Raw genomic sequence first — 17,713 nt, forward strand, 5'->3', positions numbered from 1 at the left:
GCGCGGGGAACCTTATGCACGAAATTGATTTTTATATGGTTGATGCCTTCAGCCGCCATGCCTTTGGTGGGAATGCGGCAGCGGTCTGTGTTCTGGACGATTGGCTGCCGGATGAGGTGATGCAACAAATGGCATGCCAGCATAACCAATCGGAAACCGCGTTTATCGTCAAACAGCAAAGCGGTTTCGCCTTGCGCTGGTTTACATCGCGCATTGAAGTCAATCTCTGCGGCCATGCGACGCTCGCCAGCGCCCATGTGGTATTTAATCATCTGCACTATCCCGACGAACGCATCCACTTTGACACGCTCTCCGGCCGCTTGACCGTCTCGCGTAGCGGTGAGTGGTTGACGCTGGATTTTCCGGCGTGCCCGACACAAGAACAAACACCGCCCCCTGAAATGCTCCGCGCGCTGGGTATCGACAGCTACCTCAATGCGCGTAAGGGACGCGCATGGGTGATTGAACTGGAAAATCGCCAGCAGGTTGAAGCGCTGACGCCGGATATTGCGGCTATGACGCCGGTTGAACATAAGGTATCGGTGACCGCCGCAGGAGACGGTGAATATGACTTTGTCAGCCGTTTCTTCTCGCCAGGTGAAGCGGTCTGGGAAGATCCGGTCACCGGCTCGGCGCATACCATGCTTATTCCCTACTGGGGCGAAAAGCTCGGTAAAAAGCTGATGCTGGCACGACAGGTTTCCGCGCGTGGTGGCGATGTCCGCTGCGAATGGGCAGGCGAGCGGGTGTATATGAGTGGGACGACGCGAACCTATTTGCAGGGAAAAGTCTTACTGGATTGATGCCTTGTCGGCTACGCCCTGCGAACGCAAAACGTAGCCGACGTTGCTTGCTGCCTAGGGTAGCAAGGCAATATTCGTTTTAATTACCTCTACGGAGTGCGCAAACTTCTCTAGCTCATCGTCAGCGAGCTGCAGTTCAATTATCTGCTGGACACCGCTTTGTGCTAATACGGCAGGCACACCAATCGCTACGCCGTTTACACCATATTCACCGTCCACAATGCAAGAGATCGCCAGCGCGCGATGGCTGCCGGTGAACACATTGCGACAAATCTCGGCAATGGTCCCAGCAATACCGTACTCGGTACAGCCTTTGCCAGCATAAATTTCAAAACCCAGTTTACGTACGCTCTCAGCCATCGCCTGACGATCGAGCGCTTTGCCGGTACGCCGTTGGTAAACCTGTTCAATCGGCGAACCGTAAACCGAGGAGTGCGACCACACCGGGAACTGCGTGTCGCCGTGTTCGCCAAGGATAAAGGCATCAATACTTTGTGCTCCGATATCCAGATCCTGCGCCAGCTTACGCCGCAGGCGGGTGGTATCGAGCCATACTCCAGTGCCAATGACTTGGTTACGCGGCAGACCAGAGAGCTGCCATACCTGCCAGGTAATGATGTCGCATGGGTTTGTGGCAATCAGGAAAATGCCGTTAAACCCGCCGGCCATCATTTGCGGAACAATGCTGTGCACGATACGGGCGGTACCGTGCAGTTCATCGAGGCGCGTTTGGCCGGGCTTCAATGCACCGCCGGAGACGGTGATGACCGCGATATCGACATCGGCACAATCGCTGGCTTCGCGACAAGAGATAGTCATCATGCCGGGCATATAGGCTGCGGCATCGCTCAGATCCTGGGCATGCGCTTGCGCGCGGTCCTTATTCAGATCGACCAGGATTAATTCTTCGCAAATATTCTGATTCAGCAGCGCATAGGCGGCCGATGCGCCAACGTTACCGGCGCCGATGATCATGACCTTACGGGCTTTGGTATTCATGGTATTTCCACTAGATAGAGAAACAACAGGGGATAAAACTACTCGTTAACAAGCGGTTAGCGCAATAGTCTGCCGCAATTATAAGTTAACGATCTGAGTCGATGAACAGCCGAATGGTAGAGTGGGGAAACAATTAAAAGCCGGAGCCGCCTATGTACACTATCGCTGTGACATCCACCGCTGATGCGGGAATTCATTCTCTCATCGCCGCCCTTGATCGTTACCAAATGGCGCTTTATCCACAGGAGAGTAATCATCTGGTCGATTTATCACAGCTGCCGCAGGAGCAACTGATACTGTTGGCTATTCGCCACGGTGAACAGGCTATTGGCTGCGGAGCCATTGTTGTCGGTGAGGGGGGGCGCGCAGAAATGAAGCGTGTGTACATTGACGACACGCATCGCGGACAACGGTTGGGTGAAAAATTGTTGGCTGAACTCGAGCGTGCCGCGTGGCAACGTGGTTGCCATACGCTGCAATTAGAAACGGGAATCCATCAGCACGCGGCCATTCGACTCTATGAACGCTGTGGCTATGAAGTGTGTGACGCGTTTGCCCCGTATCAGCCCGATCCGCTGAGCATTTTTATGACGAAAGTGCTGGCTCATCCAGTAACGCAATAAACGCCTCCAGCTGACGACTCATCGCCCCGCGTCGCCATACCAGCCAGGTCGTCAGCCAGCGCCATTTCTCGGCCAGCGGCCAGGCCGATACCTGGTGGTGACCGGGCATACTTTCCAACATGCTGCGCGGTATCAGCGCTAAACCGGCCCCGGCTATCACGCAGGCTAACATGCCGTGATAAGACTCCATTTCGTGGATACGACCCGGCATGGCTTTGTCTGCATGAAACCAGCTTTCAAAATGACGACGATAAGAGCAGTTGGCGCGAAACGCGTAGATACTCACCCCGTTCACCTCGCTGGCGCGCGTAATCGGCGGATGCCCGTGGGCGGCGACTAACATCATCTCTTCCTGGTACACCGGCATACCATCAAGACCTGGATGCAGTATGGGCCCATCAATAAACGCCGCGCTTAGCGTACCTTCAAGCACGCCATCGGTCATGGTGCCTGAAGGCCCGGTCGCCAGATCGAATTGGATGCGCGGGTAGCGCTGATTATAACGTGCGAGCGTTTCCGGAATACGCACGGCGGCGGTGCTTTCCAGCGCACCCAGAGCAAACAAACCCTGGGGCTCATCGCCAGAGACGACCATTCGCGCTTCATCGACCAGCGCAAGGATCTGCTGGCTATAGCGAAGAAAACTGTGTCCAGCAGGAGAAAGGCGCAGACGCTGGTTCTCGCGGATAAATAGCTCAACGCCGAGATCGGCCTCCAGTTGACGAATGCGGGTCGTCAGGTTGGAAGGTACGCGGTGCACCTTCTGCGCGGCTTGGGTAATGCTACCGGTCTGGGCGACGGCGTTGAACATTTCCAGTTGAGTTAAGTCCATGGTGTTCTCGTATCGTGAATGTTTCGGTTAATATTATTCAGTTTTCATAAATAGCAGAATAGGCGAGGATGTCACCACTGCGCAATTGACGAGGAAAGAAAAAATGAATTCACCTGCAACCCACGCTGTTTCGATTAACCCGGCTACTGGCGAAACGATTTCCTCGCTGCCTTGGGCGACGACGGCAGAAGTCGATGTTGTGATTGGTCTTGCTGATAATGCTTTTCGCCAATGGCGTAAGACTTCTGTTACCCAACGCGCCGATGCGCTACGTGCCGTTGGCCGCGTACTGCGTGAACGCGATGAAGAGATGGCGCAGTGCATTACCCGTGAAATGGGGAAACCCATTAATCAGGCACGGGGTGAAGTGGCTAAATCTGCCCACCTCTGTGATTGGTATGCGGAACATGGCCCGGCTATGCTGGCGACCGAAGCGACTCAGGTTGAGCACAACCAGGCCGTTATCGAGTATCGTCCTTTAGGGCCGGTATTAGCCATTATGCCGTGGAACTTCCCGCTGTGGCAGGTGCTGCGCGGTGCGGTGCCGATTATGCTGGCGGGCAACAGCTATATTCTTAAGCATGCGCCTAACGTTATGGGCTGTGCGACGCTGATTGGCGACATTATTACGCAGGCAGGCGTACCTGCAGGCGTCTTTAATTGGGTCAACGCAACCAACGACGGCGTGTCGCAGACCATCAACGATCCGCGCGTGGCGGCAGTGACGGTTACCGGTAGCGTGCGTGCCGGGAAAGCAATTGGTGCACAGGCCGGTGCAGCGCTGAAGAAATGCGTGCTTGAACTCGGTGGCTCCGATCCGTTTATTGTTCTCAACGATGCAGACATCGATATGGCGGTGCAGGCGGCTGTCATTGGCCGTTATCAAAATACCGGACAAGTCTGCGCGGCCGCAAAACGCTTTATCGTGGAAGCAGGTATTGCCGAAACCTTTACGCAGAAGTTTGTCGAAGCAGCAAAAGCCCTGAAAATGGGTGATCCCGGTGAAGAGGAGAACTATCTGGGGCCAATGGCGCGTTTTGATCTGCGCGATGAGCTGCACGATCAGGTGATGGCGACCGTTAAAGAAGGCGCAACTCTGCTGCTCGGTGGCGAGAAGCTCAGCGGTGAAGGTAACTATTATCCCGCGACGGTGCTCGCCGATGTGCTGCCTGATATGACCGCGTTCCGTCAGGAGATGTTTGGCCCGGTGGCGGCGATTACGGTAGCTAGCGACGCGGATCATGCGCTGGCTTTAGCTAACGACAGTGAGTTTGGTTTATCGGCTACCGTATTTACCGCCGATAGCGCGCAGGCGCAGCGTTTTGCCGACGAACTTGAGTGTGGCGGCGTCTTCATCAATGGCTATAGTGCCAGTGATGCTCGGGTCGCGTTTGGCGGTGTGAAGAAAAGCGGTTTTGGCCGTGAGCTGTCACACTTTGGCCTGCGTGAGTTCTGTAACGTGCAGACCGTGTGGAAAGATCGTCGCTAAGCGAAACGACGTAGCCATGCCACTCTGCTATACTCCCAGGCCGAAAATAGCCTGAGGGCAAGGAGCGTAAGTGGCTACGGTTATCAATAATGCCATGCTAACGTCGATTCTGAACGACGTACGTCCGCTGATTGGGCAGGGTAAAGTGGCGGACTATATTCCGGCACTGGCCTGCGTCAGCGGTAATAAACTGGGGATTGCTATCAGCACCGTTGACGGGCAGCACTTTAGCGCCGGCGACGCCAGCGAGCGATTCTCGATTCAGTCCATTTCAAAAGTTCTCAGTCTGGTGGTGGCGATGAACCACTATCAGGCTGAGGAGATCTGGCCGCGCGTTGGCAAAGATCCCTCCGGTCAGCCGTTCAACTCCCTTCTGCAGTTGGAAATGGAACAGGGCATTCCGCGTAATCCTTTTATTAACGCCGGGGCGCTGGTGGTCTGCGATATGTTGCAAGGGCGGTTAAGCGCGCCTCGTCAACGTATGCTTGAGATTGTGCGTAAGCTAAGCGGTGTCGACGATATCAGCTACGATCTGCAGGTCGCACGTTCGGAGTTTGAACATTCAGCGCGCAATGCGGCGATTGCCTGGCTGATGAAATCCTTCGGCAACTTCCATCACGATGTGACCACGGTTTTACAAAACTACTTCCACTATTGCGCGTTGAAGATGAACTGCGTGGAGCTGGCACAAACGTTCTTATTTCTGGCGAATCAGGGGCTGGCTCCGCATTTGGATAAACCGGTTATTTCGCCGATGCAGGCGCGGCAGGTGAATGCGTTAATGGCGACCAGTGGGATGTACCAAAACGCCGGTGAGTTTGCCTGGCGAGTTGGGCTGCCGGCGAAATCCGGGGTTGGCGGTGGGGTCGTGGCTATTGTGCCTCATGAGATGGCTATTGCCGTATGGAGCCCGGAGCTTGATGAAACCGGTAACTCGCTGGCAGGTGTGGCGGTGCTGGAAAAACTGACTCAACAAATAGGACGTTCGGTTTACTGATGGATACGCTGGAAAACCTGTTTTCGCGTCTACAGCGATCGCCGTTTCGCAGCCGTTTTCGGCTGGGCGAGAAAGAGCGGCAGTATTGTCTGGATAAAGGTGCCGAAGTGATTGACCGTCATGCGGCCGATTTTGTCGCCGGGCGTCTGGCTCCGGCGCAACCGAATAACGATGGCAAGCAAACGCCGATGCGCGGACATCCGGTATTTATTGCGCAACACGCGACGGCGACCTGCTGTCGTGGCTGTCTGGCAAAATGGCATCATATTCCCCAGGGACGAGCGCTGAGCGAAGCGCAGCAGCACTATATTGTGGGGGTTATTCATCACTGGCTCGTGATTCAGATGAATAAAACCGAGAGGTAGCACGCATAAGTTTAATCTGAAAAGCTATCTATTTTGATAGCTTGCTCAAACGAACGTCGCTCAATATGATAGGCCGGGCGACGTATCGGAATAAATTGTGTTATGAATAGTTTTGGCAAACTAATTGCGAATAATGGGGTGACAGGAACCCGGTTTGTCAGACGAATGTATCTGATGCGGATCCTTGGCACCTTTCTCTGCTTTTTTCCCATCCTTTCTGTGCTTATTGAGCGTCAGCAACCACAGTTCCTAATGATGCTGCTGGGCATCAATGCTTTTGTCTGGCCGACTGTCGCCTTTCTTCGTGCACGTAAAGCCCCCATGCCCAGGGAGGCTGAGCAACAAAATCTTCTGGTGGATGCGGCGGTGGGGGGATTTTGGATAGCCATGATGGCCTGCAACCCGCTGCCGTCGGTAACGATCGCGACGATCCTGATGACCGATAGACTCTCAGCCGGTGGCGTGAAGCTCATGCGTAAAGCGGCGGGAACCCTGCTGGCGGGGTTTGCCGTTAGCTGGGTACTTACCGGAATGCCTTTTACACCGTATGTCTCTCAGCGCACGATGCTGGCGACGCTGCCGCTGATTTCACTCTATGTGCTCGCACTGAGTCTTTTGACCGACAGTATCGCCGTGAAGCTGCGCTTGAAGAGCCAGGAGCTGGAACGGATTGCTATGCTCGATCCCCTGCTGGATATCGCGAATCGGCGCCTGTTGGAGCAGCGAATTGCCTGGGAACTTATTCGACTTAAGCAGCACTGTGGACATTCACTGCTGATGTTTATCGACCTGGATAATTTTAAAGAGATCAATGACAGTTTTGGCCATAAGGTTGGCGATGTGATGCTTAAAACCGTGTCGCAGATTTTGCAGATGGCTACGCGTCCTACCGATACGCCCGCACGTTTGGGCGGCGACGAGTTTGTTATCCTGCTACCGGATACTTCGCCCGAAGAGGGGCGTGCGATTGCTCAGCGGATTATGGACGCGACATCGGTGGTGACCGAACGTCCACATCATCATCAAACATTAACGCTGAGCATTGGTATTGCCGACGCACTACCGGAAATGAACGAAGTTACGGATTGGCTGCAGGCGGCAGACAGTGCGCTCTATGAAGCCAAGCGCCGTGGTAAAAATCAGATCTTCGCGCATTAAGACATACGAAAATCCAATGACGCTACCCGTTGTGTTATCAAATGGTTAACGAGATAGTGGTCTCTTCATTTTATGGGGAAGATCATGCACACATCCTTCACGCTTCATACTTTCACTGAGAACGATATTCTGGCACATCTCGATGCGCTGAGTGACGTTCTGTCTAACTGCGTTAATGGCGGCGCGTCAGTCAGCTTTATGCTGCCCTTTACTCTCGATGCGGCTCAGGCTTTCTGGCGTCGTACGGCGTCAAGCGTAGCGCGTGGCGAACGCGTGGTGCTGGTGGCGAAAAATGCCCAACAGCAGGTGGTAGGGACAGTCCAGCTCATCACCGATCAGCCGGAAAACCAGCCGCACCGTGCCGATGTTGCCAAGCTGCTGGTGCATGAATGTGCGCGACGCAGCGGTATTGCTCGGGCGCTGATGCAGCGGCTTGAAGAGGTGGCAGCCGATGCACAAAAATCCGTATTGGTATTGGACACGGCCACCGGGAGTGGCGCAGAACATTTTTATCAGCAATGTGGCTGGCAGAAAGTCGGTGAAGTCCCGCGCTACGCCTTAATGCCTGACGGAGAACTGACGGGCACCTCAATTTTTTACAAATTTTTATAGACTCGCTATTTATTCTCTCACTTTTGATCAAAACACGGTTTCATAAGCGGAAAATCTGATAAGTTATTACACCAATTGAGCAGGTTGTATGACTAATCCAGAAAGGAACCCATTGTGAAAACACTGAACCGCCATGATTTCCCCGGTGCCCAATATCCTGAGCGTATCATTCAGTTTGGCGAAGGAAACTTCCTGCGTGCGTTCGTTGACTGGCAGATTGATCTGCTGAACGAACACACCGACCTGAATTCTGGGGTGGTCATCGTCCGCCCAATCGCTAGCGATTTTCCACCGTCGCTCAGTACTCAGGATGGCCTGTACACGACAATTATTCGTGGCTTGAATGAGAAGGGCGAGGCGGTGAGCGATGCTCGCCTGATTCGCTCCGTCAACCGTGAAATCAGCGCCTACAGTGATTACGATGCGTTCCTGAAACTTGCGCATAACCCTGATATGCGTTTTGTTTTCTCCAATACCACTGAAGCCGGCATTAGTTATCACGCGGGTGACAAATTCGATGATGCGCCTGCGGTAAGCTATCCTGCGAAGCTCACTCGTCTGCTGTTTGAGCGCTTCAGCCACTTCAACGGTGCTGCAGATAAGGGTTGGGTTATCATTCCGTGTGAGCTGATTGATTACAACGGTGACGCGCTGCACGAGCTGGTTGTCCGCTATGCGCAAGAATGGGCACTTCCCGCTGAATTCATGAACTGGCTGAATGAATCTAATGCCTTCTGCTCTACGCTGGTGGACCGCATTGTCACCGGTTATCCGCGTGACGAGGCTGCTAAGCTGGAAGCTGAGCTGGGTTATAAAGATGGATTCCTCGATACCGCGGAACATTTCTACCTGTTTGTGATTCAGGGGCCAAAATCACTGGCTCGTGAACTGCGTCTCGACAAGCTGGCGTTGAACGTATTGATTGTCGACGATATTAAGCCTTATAAAGAACGTAAAGTGGCGATTCTTAACGGCGCGCATACGGCGCTGGTACCGGTGGCGTTCCAGTCTGGTATTGATACTGTTGGCGAAGCGATGAACGACGCTGAAATCTGCGCCTTCGTTGAAAAAGCGATATATCAGGAAATTATTCCGGTATTAGATTTGCCAAAAGATGAGCTGGAATCCTTTGCCAGTGCGGTTACCGGCCGTTTCCGCAACCCGTACATTAAGCACCAGTTACTGTCTATCTCGCTTAACGGGATGACCAAATTCCGTACCCGTATTCTTCCTCAACTGCTGGCAGGGCAGAAAGCGACGGGTAAACTGCCTGCTCGTTTGACCTTTGCTCTGGCGGCCCTGATTGCGTTTTATCGCGGTGAACGTAACGGTGAAGCCTATCCGGTACAGGATGATGCGCACTGGATTGAACGCTATCAAAAACTGTGGGCTCAGCATCGCGATCAGCAGATCAGCACCGCTGATTTGGTGAAAGCGGTACTGTCAGTCAGCGATCACTGGGAACAAGATCTTACACAGGTTTCTGGATTGGTCGAACAGGTTGCAGTTGACCTCGACGCAATCCTGAACTTAGGCATGCGTAAAGCCGTTCAGCCACTGTGCTGATGGTGTTTTAGCGTGATGCAACCCGGCTCAGGCCTAACGCTTTAAATTTAAGATTGAGATACCCGGGGTGACTGCCGGGTTTGGCGTCCTTCCGGGAGCCAAATCCCGGCGTTTCCCCTCATCGCTAAGCTTAAGTTAATGGAGTTAGGGCTCGAGCCGCTTTTTTAGGGCATTATGTGCGATTAATTAGTTACAACATACATATTGAGTGTTGTTGCTATCCCAATGAAACATCGTGCAAAACCTGGTTGTCTGACAGGAATCAGGAGGGCGATAGCATACCACTGCGATGCGTCTGCTGCTTGAATACATGACATAGATCACGTTTAATATACAAATTGTTAACCAGATTGATAAAAACATGATCGTCCGTCCTCACCAGCACTGGCTGGCTCGTATCTTTGTCTGGCACGGTTCCGTGCTACCGAAAATTTTCTCCCGTCTGTTACTTAATTTTCTGCTTTCCATTGTTGTCATTCTTATCTTGCCCTGGTATTCGTCTTTAGGGTTCAAGCTGACCGTCGCGCCATTCAGCATTCTTGGCGTGGCAATTGCCATTTTCCTTGGTTTTCGTAATAACGCTTGCTACGCGCGTTACGTCGAGGCGAGACAGCTCTGGGGGCAGTTAATGATTGCCTCGCGCTCGTTGTTACGGGAAGTGAAAAACACGCTGCACAATGCTCCGCAACTGGGGGAGTTCGTTGGCCTGCAAATTGCCTTCGCTCACTGCTTACGCCTGACTTTGCGTCGCCAACCCATTCGCGCAGTGCTGGCCAGCTATCTGTCTGATGAACATTTGGCACAGGTGACGGCGGCTCAATCGCCGGCGAACCGTCTGTTGCTGATTATGGGAGAGTGGTTAGCCCAGCGGCGGAGAGAAGGGGAACTGTCGGACATTTTGTATCACAGTCTCAACATCCGCTTAAACGATATGTCGATCGTACTGGCGGGCTGCGAGCGCATTGCGAATACACCGGTCCCGTTTGCCTATTCCCTGATCCTGCATCGTACCGTGTATCTGTTCTGCATCATGTTGCCGTTTGCCCTGGTGGTGGATCTCCACTATATGACGCCTTTTATTTCAGTTCTGATTTCGTACACTTTCATCTCTTTAGATACACTTGCGGAAGAGCTTGAAGAACCCTTCGGTATGGAAAATAATGACTTGCCGCTGGATGCTATCTGCAACGCCATCGAGATCGATTTGCTGCAAATGAATGATACGCCACAGATACCTTCCCGGATTACCGTCGATAAGTACTATCAACTAACCTAAAAGGTGGCGTTGTGACCGTAAAATTTCGTCCCATTCAACCTGAGGATAAGGCGCAGTGGCTCGCGTTGTGGAAAGGGTATACCGAGTTTTATGAAAGCCAGGTCCCGGATGTGGTTACTGAACATACCTGGGCTAGAATCAACGATGACGCATCGTTGATGTTTTGCCGCGTCGCGGTTGTTGACGGCATCGTGGCAGGCTTCGCCGTTTGTGTACTTCATGAAGGAACCTGGGTGACCGCGCCAATCTGCTATCTGGAAGATCTGTTTGTTGATCCGACGTATCGCGGTAAGGGTGTGGCGCGGCAGCTGATACAATTCGTGCTAAATGAGGCGAAAGAGCAGGGATGGTCACGTTTCTACTGGCATACTCGTATTCATAACCCGGCGCGTAAGCTTTATGATGAATTCGTCGCAGCCGACGATTTTGTTCGCTACAGTGTGACGCTCTAACCGCAATGCGCGGAATAAATCATTAAGGTTTTCCATGTTTAATGGTTGTACCGACATAGGGAGAATCAAAATGGAAAAGAGAATCGAAACGGCCGTTAACGTTATTTTGTTCATTTCGCTGTTTGCGACCGCTTGGGATTTATCGCTGGTACAGGCCTTAAACTGGTAACCGTAAACGCGACATCCTCTCGGGCGTAGCGAGTTGCTGCGCCCTTAATCACTCCCCAAATCTCCGTTAATCAACGGCTTTTAGGCCGATTACCCACAAGGTTGTGCACCGTTTCTGTGGATAACATTTCACTTGGACGCACTTCCCTGAAACGTTCTACGCCACTCCTGCGGGCTAACTCCCAGTTTTTCGCGGAAGGCCTGACGAAAGGTCACCGAAGACTGAAATCCCGACCGTTCAGCAACCCGTTCTATTGATAACTCGCTGGTTTCCAGCAGTAGCTGGCTACGGCGTAACCGCTCGGTCGTTATCCATTCCCCTAATGACATACCGGTTGCTTTCTGAAAGTGACGAGTCAGCGTTCGGCGACTCATTGCCGCCTGCTCGGCGAGATTATCGATGTTATGCGGTCCTTCAAGATTGGCTTGTAAATACTCCAGCAGCTGGTTAATACGATTATCGCCGGTGCGGTGCGGCACCGCATGCTCTATATACTGTGCCTGACCACCTTCACGGTATGGTGGGGTGACCATCCGGCGGGCGATTTGATTGGCGACGCTGGCGCCAAATCGCTGGCGAATGACATACAGACAGCAGTCCAGCGCGGCCGCGGTCCCTGCTGAGGTGATTATTCCGTCATCTTCCGTGTACAGAACGTTGACGTCGAGATTGACGTGAGGGAACAGACGCTGGAAGGCCTTTTCAAACTCCCAGTGCGTGGCGGCCTGGCGGTGGTCGAGCACACCCGCATAGGCGAGGACGAACGTCCCCAGACAAAGTCCAACCAGCGTCGCGCCATTGTTTCGTGCCTTAACGAGCGCCTCCAATAACGCCGGTGACGGTTTTTCATCCACCTGTCCCCAAAATGGAACGATGACGATGTCAGACTGCGCTAGCATATCGAAATCGTGCGTAGCCTGCACCGCGGTACCTTCCTTAGACCACACGAGCCCCGGGTTCTCCGCGCAGATATAGCGCGTGAAACGCTGTTGTTCACCAAGGTTTTCACCAAAGAGAATGAGCGGTACCGAAAAGTGAAAGGTACTAAAACCTTCGCTGGCAACGATCGCAACCGTGGTTGGCATACCGCTATTCTCCACTGTGTATGATTATAACGTGACACTGTCACCGTCATCTGGTGCGCTGACAAACGATTGTATTTCATTATCTTGCGCATACTGCAGCAGTTCACGCCGCGTGACCAGACAGTGGTTGACCGCTTCCATATGGGTGGCAACAATGTGCGCCCGTGGCAGAGTCTGATGCGCCTTCAATACATCTTCTTTGCCAAAAATGATCGGGCCAAAGCCCAACAAATGTGCCCAGCCGGTGTTCATGATGACCACACCCGGTTGGTAATGGCGCATATTATCAGCAACATCATCAATCCAGATAGAATCGCCCACGAGATACAACGTTTTTTCTGCGGGATGTTGAAACACCACACCACAGGCTTCACCTAGCCGTTCGGCCAATTCGGGAATGGCATAAGCGTCATCTGAACCGTGCTGGCCGCTGGTTTTGGTGAGTTGAATATCGCCGAAACGGCTCTCTGCGGAAAGTTGGCGCAGCTGTGTAAAACCTTGTGCCCGCAAAATGGCTTCATCGCTGCTATTTTGTACATAAATTAACATTGATTTAGGAATGTGCGCTGCTGCCGCTTCATCCCAGTGGTCTGGGTGGGTATGCGTCACGATGATGGCATCGACGTCGAGCAGCGCATCGATAGTGGTCGGCAGTTCAACCATCGGGTTGCGAATCTCTGCGCGTGCGCTGCCGCTAAATCCGGGGTAGGCCCCTTTTTTGGCCAACATTGGATCAATTAAAAAACGTTTACCGGCATAAGTGATGATCTGAGTTGCGTTCCGAATCTGTGTGATTTTCATGGCTGAGTTCCTGTGACTTTGCTATCTGTTGACAACATTATGAAGGACCCCATGATTTCTGCCGCTGGCCAAAAGACAACTTTCGATGATATTGGGCCAATCGTTGCACTCTGATTCTGCAATGATGCCATTTGGGCATAGTAACCATGAAAAATGAGTATGAAGTGCGGGGTGAAAACCATAGACAGTGGCGTTATTTTGTATTTATCATACAAATAAATTAAGCCATAGCGCCTCCGCGATTTTTCATTCACTGACGGGTTTTCTGATTATGTCTGCAGAAGTTAATGCTCTGATAATGCTTGCACAGCTCAATGAATCTAAAGGTTTTTTTCGACGCGCACTGTGCATCTGGCAGGATATTTCCGTCAGCGTGCTTGCCACAAGTGAACAATGTCGAATGGCATGGGATAAAATCAATCTTTGTCGCCTACAGCTACAAATGAAAGCAGTGCCGGAGGCGGCCTCTGGAAATTCGCGGAAACAAGATGTGGAGCGCGATAAAATAAAGATTCAGCAGTTATTACAGCAGGGTTATAGCATTAAAGAGATTCAGCTGATGACTGGCAGATCGAGCGCGTTTATATACAAATATAACCCGAAAACGAAAGCGATTCATTAATAGCTGGATGGGGGAACGCCAAACGCCTGACGAAATGCGTAGCTAAAGGCCGCGGTGCTGGAATAACCCACTTCAAGAGCAACCGCTGTCACGTTTTTATTCTTTTTGAGAATCATCACTGACTCAAGAATACGCATCTTTTGTTTCCAGGCGCTAAATGGCATCCCGGTCTCTTTTTTAAAGTGGCGTGAAAATGTTCGGGCGGACATGCCAAGATGACTCGCCCAGTCTTCCATCGCGTGTTCCAGCCCCGGTGATTCCTGGATGGTGCGGCAAATCTTCATTAGCGCCGCGTTCTGCGGCCATGGCAGCATCAACTCCACTTCCGGTAGTTGTAAAATCACATCCAGCAATACGCTGACAAGTTTTCCTTCTTTACCTTTTACATCAAAACGTTCTGCCGTATTGGTCGTGGCGTAGTGAATAAACTCGCGCACAAAATCGCTGATGGCGACTACCTTACATTCATCAATCGGCGACGGTAAAAAGTCAGGTTCAATGTCTATATTTTCCAGATGCACATCGTCCAGTGCCCAGACGGCATGATCGGTATTATGCGGGATCCAGATTCCGTAGTGAGCCGGGATCACCCAGCATTTCCCCGCGACATCAATACGCATGCTGCCTTGACGGGCGAAGTGAAACTGGGCGAAGGCATGGCGGTGCCTATCAACATGGTTGTTGGCAGCAAGCACGTAGGAGCGGAAGTAGACCGGCTGCGGCAGCGCCTTCATCGAGTCATCCGGTGAAGAGATCCAGCGTTTCGCAGGCACAGGGGAGAAATCCATTATTTGGCTTCTATTCGATAAATATTGTCCTCACATCATAATACATACCATCCCGTTATCAATAATAATCTTACCCAGAATATACTGACTCAATTATGGATAGGATCATGGCCACGGTTTGCTCAGACGTAATAAGTATTAATGAATTAAACGATAACTGGTCTCGAATGGGTAACGATCTCCTCCGTCAGGCCGATATTATGATTAATGGCGTGCGGCCGTGGGATATTCAGGTGCATCATGCCGACTTTTTCAAACGCGTATTTCAACAGGGTTCACTCGGTTTGGGTGAAAGCTATATGGAAGGGTGGTGGGATTGTGAACGTCTCGATATCCTTTTTTATAAAATATTAAAAGCCAAACTGGATAAACAGGTTCCCGGAAATCTGAAAGATATCTTGCGTATTGCCAGCGCCCGTCTTTTTAATCTGCAATCGCGCAGTCGTTCCTGGATAGTGGGTAAAGAGCATTATGATATCGGTAACGATCTCTTTACCCTGATGCTCGATCCTCACATGCAATATTCCTGCGGCTATTGGAAAGAGGCCGAGACGCTCGAAGACGCGCAGAATGCAAAACTGAAAATGATCTGCGAAAAGCTCAAACTGCAACCGGGTATGCAGCTGCTGGATATTGGCTGTGGTTGGGGAGGGCTCGCGGCTTATGCCGCGCGTCATTATGGTGTTAGCGTTGACGGCGTGACCATTTCACGTGAACAACAAAAATTGGCACAGCAGCACTGTGACGGGCTCGATGTGTCGATTTTGCTCCAGGACTATCGCGATCTGAGTAAAACCTACGACCGCATTGTTTCTGTCGGGATGTTTGAACATGTCGGGCCAAAAAACTACGACACCTATTTCAGCGTGGTTGATCGCTGCCTGAAACCAGACGGCATTTTCTTATTACACACGATCGGTAGCAATGAAACCGGGGTCAACGTTGACCCGTGGATCAACAAGTACATCTTCCCGAATGGATGTTTACCCTCTATTCGTCAGATTGCCAACGTCAGTGAGTCTCGGCTTATTATGGAAGACTGGCATAACTTTGGCAGCGACTATGATAAGACGTTGATGGCGTGGCACCAGCGATTTAACGCCGCATGGCCTGAGCTGGCTCCGCATTACACTGTGCGTTTTCGTCGAATGTTTAACTACTATCTGTGTGCCTGTGCCGGGGCGTTTCGTGCGCGGGACATCGAACTTTGGCAAGTGTTGTTCAGCCGAGGCGCAGAAGGTGGAATGTACGTTTATCGCTAGCCGATACCAACGGGCCGGGGCATTCCCGGCTTTCGTTGATACATTCACTATCAAGCTATAAATCCATTTTATTGTATTTTATTCGGCGTAACGTCCTATAAATCCCATATTTTGTGGTTTACATTCTCTTTCCATTTTACGGATGTAAATCTATAATATTGGGTATTAACTTCAACCATTCGAGTTAAAACACATTATGTTGGATTTATCACTTAGTAAACCTGCTGAAGTGGTTAAACTACTTTGTGGTCGGTTACGCCAGGAACGACTGACTCAGCAGGCGACACAAGCCGAGATCGCCGCAAGAGCGGGGATTGGTGTGAATACGGTGTCTAATCTGGAAGCGGGACGAAATGTCAGCTTTGACAGCCTGGTCCGCGTCGCGATGGTACTGGGTTTTGCCAATGAACTGGAATCCTTATTCAAACCTCGTGTCGACAGCCTTGACGATATTCTGCGTTATGAAAAAAGCGCTAAACGCCAACGGGTGAAACGGAAGGGTGACAATGCCTGACATGATTGAAGTGTATTATCAAGGCTTTGGAGAACGCTGGCTTTGGGGCCGGCTTATCACTTCGACTGCGCTGACCGGGCGTCCGATGATTGCTTTTGAATATAGCGAAGAGGCGATTAAAAAGGGGCTTGAGCTATCGCGTATGACCTTACCTCTTAATGGTCCGCGCCTAAGGCGTGATTTTCCACCTCACCAGTTAGGGTTACCTGGCCCGGTTTACGACGCCTTACCCGACGGTTGGGGGATGCTACTCATGGACCGGCTTTTCAAACGCCGAGGACTTAATGCTGCACGGGTTGGGCCACTGGAACGCCTGACCTATATTGGTGATAGCGCCATGGGGGCCATGACGTTCCACCCGGTACAACCGGATGGGGCGGAAACCGTAAAAGAGAATGTGCCGCTTGCCCAATTGGCTGCCGAAGTGCAGGCCGTGTTGAGCGGTGAAGGCGGCGAGTTTTTACAAACATTGCTCCAGATGGGAGGCTCGCCGCAAGGGGCAAGGCCAAAAGTTCTGTTATATCGTGACCCACAGACTCAGCAGTTCACCACGGTTTCTCAACCGGGCCTTGAAGCCTGGCTGGTTAAATTTCCAGCGCAGCGTGAACATCCAGAAGTGTGCGCGATAGAAGCGGTGTACGCAGAGTGTTTGCGCCAGTGCGCAATTGCAACACCCGACACGGCCTGGTTTGCGCTACCCGATGGGCAAGCCGCCTTTGCCAGTAAGCGTTTCGATCGCCATCTTGGCCAACGTGTACCCATGCAAAGCCTGGCGGCATTTACCGGCGCTAATTATCAGCTTGCCGGTTCTCTCGATTACGTTAACTTCCTGCGCGCAACGCAAATATGTACCAATGATGTTCGGGAAAAAGTTCGTGCGTTTGAGCGCGTCGTTTTTAACGTGATCTTTAATAATCGCGACGATCACCCTAAAAACTTTGCTTATTTAATGGCGGAAAATGGCCAATGGTCGCTGGCTCCGGCGTTCGATGTGACCTTCAATGAAGGGCCGGGCGGCTATCACCAAATGGATGTGATGGGGGAAGCGTTAGATATTGAGCGTCAGCATATTGAAGCGTTAGGGCTGCAGGAGGCCGAACTCACCAGCGCGCAAATCGCTGCCCTGATTACCCGCTATAGCGCAGTGGGAAGCGCTTTCTCAGAGACTGCTCGCGCCTGCTATCCAGGACAGATAACGGAGGAAACGCTCTGCTATATTCAGCAGCAGATTGACACTAATATTGCGCGGCTACAGCGCTAATCGACTGTCGCTTTACGTCAGAAATTGCCACACCGGGAG

At 51.9% G+C, this 17,713-nt stretch carries 19 protein-coding genes; 14 read left to right on the plus strand and 5 right to left on the minus strand.

The features are described from left to right. The first annotated feature begins 14 nt into the window (after nt 1-14). The gene (locus KP80_RS05375) at nt 15-803 is read left to right on the plus strand and encodes a PhzF family phenazine biosynthesis protein (RefSeq protein WP_052282562.1); all 789 of its coding nucleotides are present in this window, start codon (nt 15-17) and stop codon (nt 801-803) included. A gap of 54 nt (nt 804-857) precedes the next feature. On the opposite strand, the gene KP80_RS05380 is transcribed toward KP80_RS05375, so the two are convergent. Beyond that, nucleotides 858-1,802, minus strand: coding sequence for an L-lactate dehydrogenase (locus KP80_RS05380; RefSeq protein ID WP_052282563.1), 945 nt, complete (start codon nt 1,800-1,802; stop codon nt 858-860). A 152-nt stretch (nt 1,803-1,954) separates the two neighbouring features. Here KP80_RS05380 and KP80_RS05385 point away from each other — a divergent pair, with 152 nt between their 5' ends. Then, on the plus strand, nt 1,955-2,425 hold the full coding sequence (locus tag KP80_RS05385; RefSeq protein ID WP_052282564.1) for a GNAT family N-acetyltransferase: 471 nt from the start codon (nt 1,955-1,957) through the stop codon (nt 2,423-2,425). Here the strand turns inward: KP80_RS05385 and ptrR are convergent. Beyond that, nucleotides 2,388-3,257, minus strand: a complete 870-nt coding sequence (ptrR, locus tag KP80_RS05390; RefSeq protein WP_052282565.1) for a putrescine utilization regulator PtrR — start codon at nt 3,255-3,257, stop codon at nt 2,388-2,390. The genes KP80_RS05385 and ptrR overlap by 38 nt on opposite strands. A 103-nt stretch (nt 3,258-3,360) precedes the next feature. Here ptrR and sad point away from each other — a divergent pair, with 103 nt between their 5' ends. The 8 genes from sad to KP80_RS05430 all read left to right on the plus strand — a co-directional run bounded on the left by sad (nt 3,361) and on the right by KP80_RS05430 (nt 11,172). Then, a complete protein-coding gene (gene sad, locus KP80_RS05395) occupies nt 3,361-4,746 on the plus strand; it encodes a succinate-semialdehyde dehydrogenase (RefSeq protein ID WP_052282566.1) in 1,386 nt (461 codons plus the stop codon). Between the two features lie 70 nt (nt 4,747-4,816). Continuing rightward, nucleotides 4,817-5,743 carry a glutaminase B gene (gene glsB / locus KP80_RS05400; protein WP_052282567.1) on the plus strand — a complete coding sequence of 309 codons (927 nt, stop codon included), beginning with the start codon at nt 4,817-4,819 and terminating at the stop codon, nt 5,741-5,743. Further along, nucleotides 5,743-6,108 carry a DUF4186 domain-containing protein gene (locus KP80_RS05405; RefSeq protein WP_052282568.1) on the plus strand — a complete coding sequence of 122 codons (366 nt, stop codon included), beginning with the start codon at nt 5,743-5,745 and terminating at the stop codon, nt 6,106-6,108. Before glsB ends, KP80_RS05405 begins: the two co-directional genes overlap by 1 nt. Nucleotides 6,109-6,273: 165 nt before the next feature. Beyond that, nucleotides 6,274-7,266: a sensor domain-containing diguanylate cyclase gene (locus KP80_RS05410; protein ID WP_052282569.1), complete on the plus strand. Its 993-nt coding sequence runs from the start codon at nt 6,274-6,276 to the stop codon at nt 7,264-7,266. Nucleotides 7,267-7,350: 84 nt separating this feature from the next. Beyond that, complete coding sequence (locus tag KP80_RS05415) at nt 7,351-7,878, plus strand: GNAT family N-acetyltransferase (RefSeq protein ID WP_052282570.1); 528 nt, start codon at nt 7,351-7,353, stop codon at nt 7,876-7,878. A 114-nt stretch (nt 7,879-7,992) separates the two neighbouring features. After that, nucleotides 7,993-9,444 (plus strand): tagaturonate reductase, encoded by a 1,452-nt coding sequence (locus KP80_RS05420; protein ID WP_052282571.1) that lies wholly within the window; start codon nt 7,993-7,995, stop codon nt 9,442-9,444. A gap of 361 nt (nt 9,445-9,805) precedes the next feature. Continuing rightward, nucleotides 9,806-10,720 (plus strand): bestrophin family protein, encoded by a 915-nt coding sequence (locus KP80_RS05425; RefSeq protein WP_052282572.1) that lies wholly within the window; start codon nt 9,806-9,808, stop codon nt 10,718-10,720. Between the two features lie 11 nt (nt 10,721-10,731). Then, nucleotides 10,732-11,172, plus strand: coding sequence for a GNAT family N-acetyltransferase (locus tag KP80_RS05430; RefSeq protein ID WP_052282573.1), 441 nt, complete (start codon nt 10,732-10,734; stop codon nt 11,170-11,172). A gap of 297 nt (nt 11,173-11,469) precedes the next feature. On the opposite strand, the gene KP80_RS05435 is transcribed toward KP80_RS05430, so the two are convergent. After that, nucleotides 11,470-12,426 (minus strand): GlxA family transcriptional regulator, encoded by a 957-nt coding sequence (locus tag KP80_RS05435; protein WP_052282574.1) that lies wholly within the window; start codon nt 12,424-12,426, stop codon nt 11,470-11,472. Nucleotides 12,427-12,450: 24 nt separating this feature from the next. Next, nucleotides 12,451-13,227 (minus strand): MBL fold metallo-hydrolase, encoded by a 777-nt coding sequence (locus KP80_RS05440; protein WP_052282575.1) that lies wholly within the window; start codon nt 13,225-13,227, stop codon nt 12,451-12,453. 271 nt (nt 13,228-13,498) lie between these two features. Between KP80_RS05440 and KP80_RS05445 the strand changes: the two genes are divergently transcribed. Then, nucleotides 13,499-13,849, plus strand: coding sequence for a hypothetical protein (locus tag KP80_RS05445; RefSeq protein ID WP_156315596.1), 351 nt, complete (start codon nt 13,499-13,501; stop codon nt 13,847-13,849). On the opposite strand, the gene KP80_RS05450 is transcribed toward KP80_RS05445, so the two are convergent. Further along, entirely contained in the window at nt 13,846-14,637 is a 792-nt protein-coding gene (locus tag KP80_RS05450) for a helix-turn-helix domain-containing protein (RefSeq protein WP_052282577.1), read from the minus strand. The genes KP80_RS05445 and KP80_RS05450 overlap by 4 nt on opposite strands. 107 nt (nt 14,638-14,744) lie before the next feature. On the opposite strand from KP80_RS05450, the gene cfa reads away from it, so the two are divergent. From cfa to KP80_RS05465, 3 genes are all read left to right on the plus strand, one after another. Further along, nucleotides 14,745-15,899: a cyclopropane fatty acyl phospholipid synthase gene (cfa, locus tag KP80_RS05455; protein WP_052282578.1), complete on the plus strand. Its 1,155-nt coding sequence runs from the start codon at nt 14,745-14,747 to the stop codon at nt 15,897-15,899. 199 nt (nt 15,900-16,098) lie between these two features. Beyond that, nucleotides 16,099-16,413 (plus strand): helix-turn-helix domain-containing protein, encoded by a 315-nt coding sequence (locus tag KP80_RS05460; protein ID WP_072129051.1) that lies wholly within the window; start codon nt 16,099-16,101, stop codon nt 16,411-16,413. Then, nucleotides 16,406-17,674, plus strand: coding sequence for a type II toxin-antitoxin system HipA family toxin (locus KP80_RS05465; RefSeq protein WP_052282580.1), 1,269 nt, complete (start codon nt 16,406-16,408; stop codon nt 17,672-17,674). Before KP80_RS05460 ends, KP80_RS05465 begins: the two co-directional genes overlap by 8 nt. Nucleotides 17,675-17,713: the final 39 nt, after the last annotated feature.

The organism is Kluyvera genomosp. 1 (genome assembly GCF_001266615.1).
Lineage (GTDB): Bacteria > Pseudomonadota > Gammaproteobacteria > Enterobacterales > Enterobacteriaceae > Kluyvera > Kluyvera cryocrescens_A.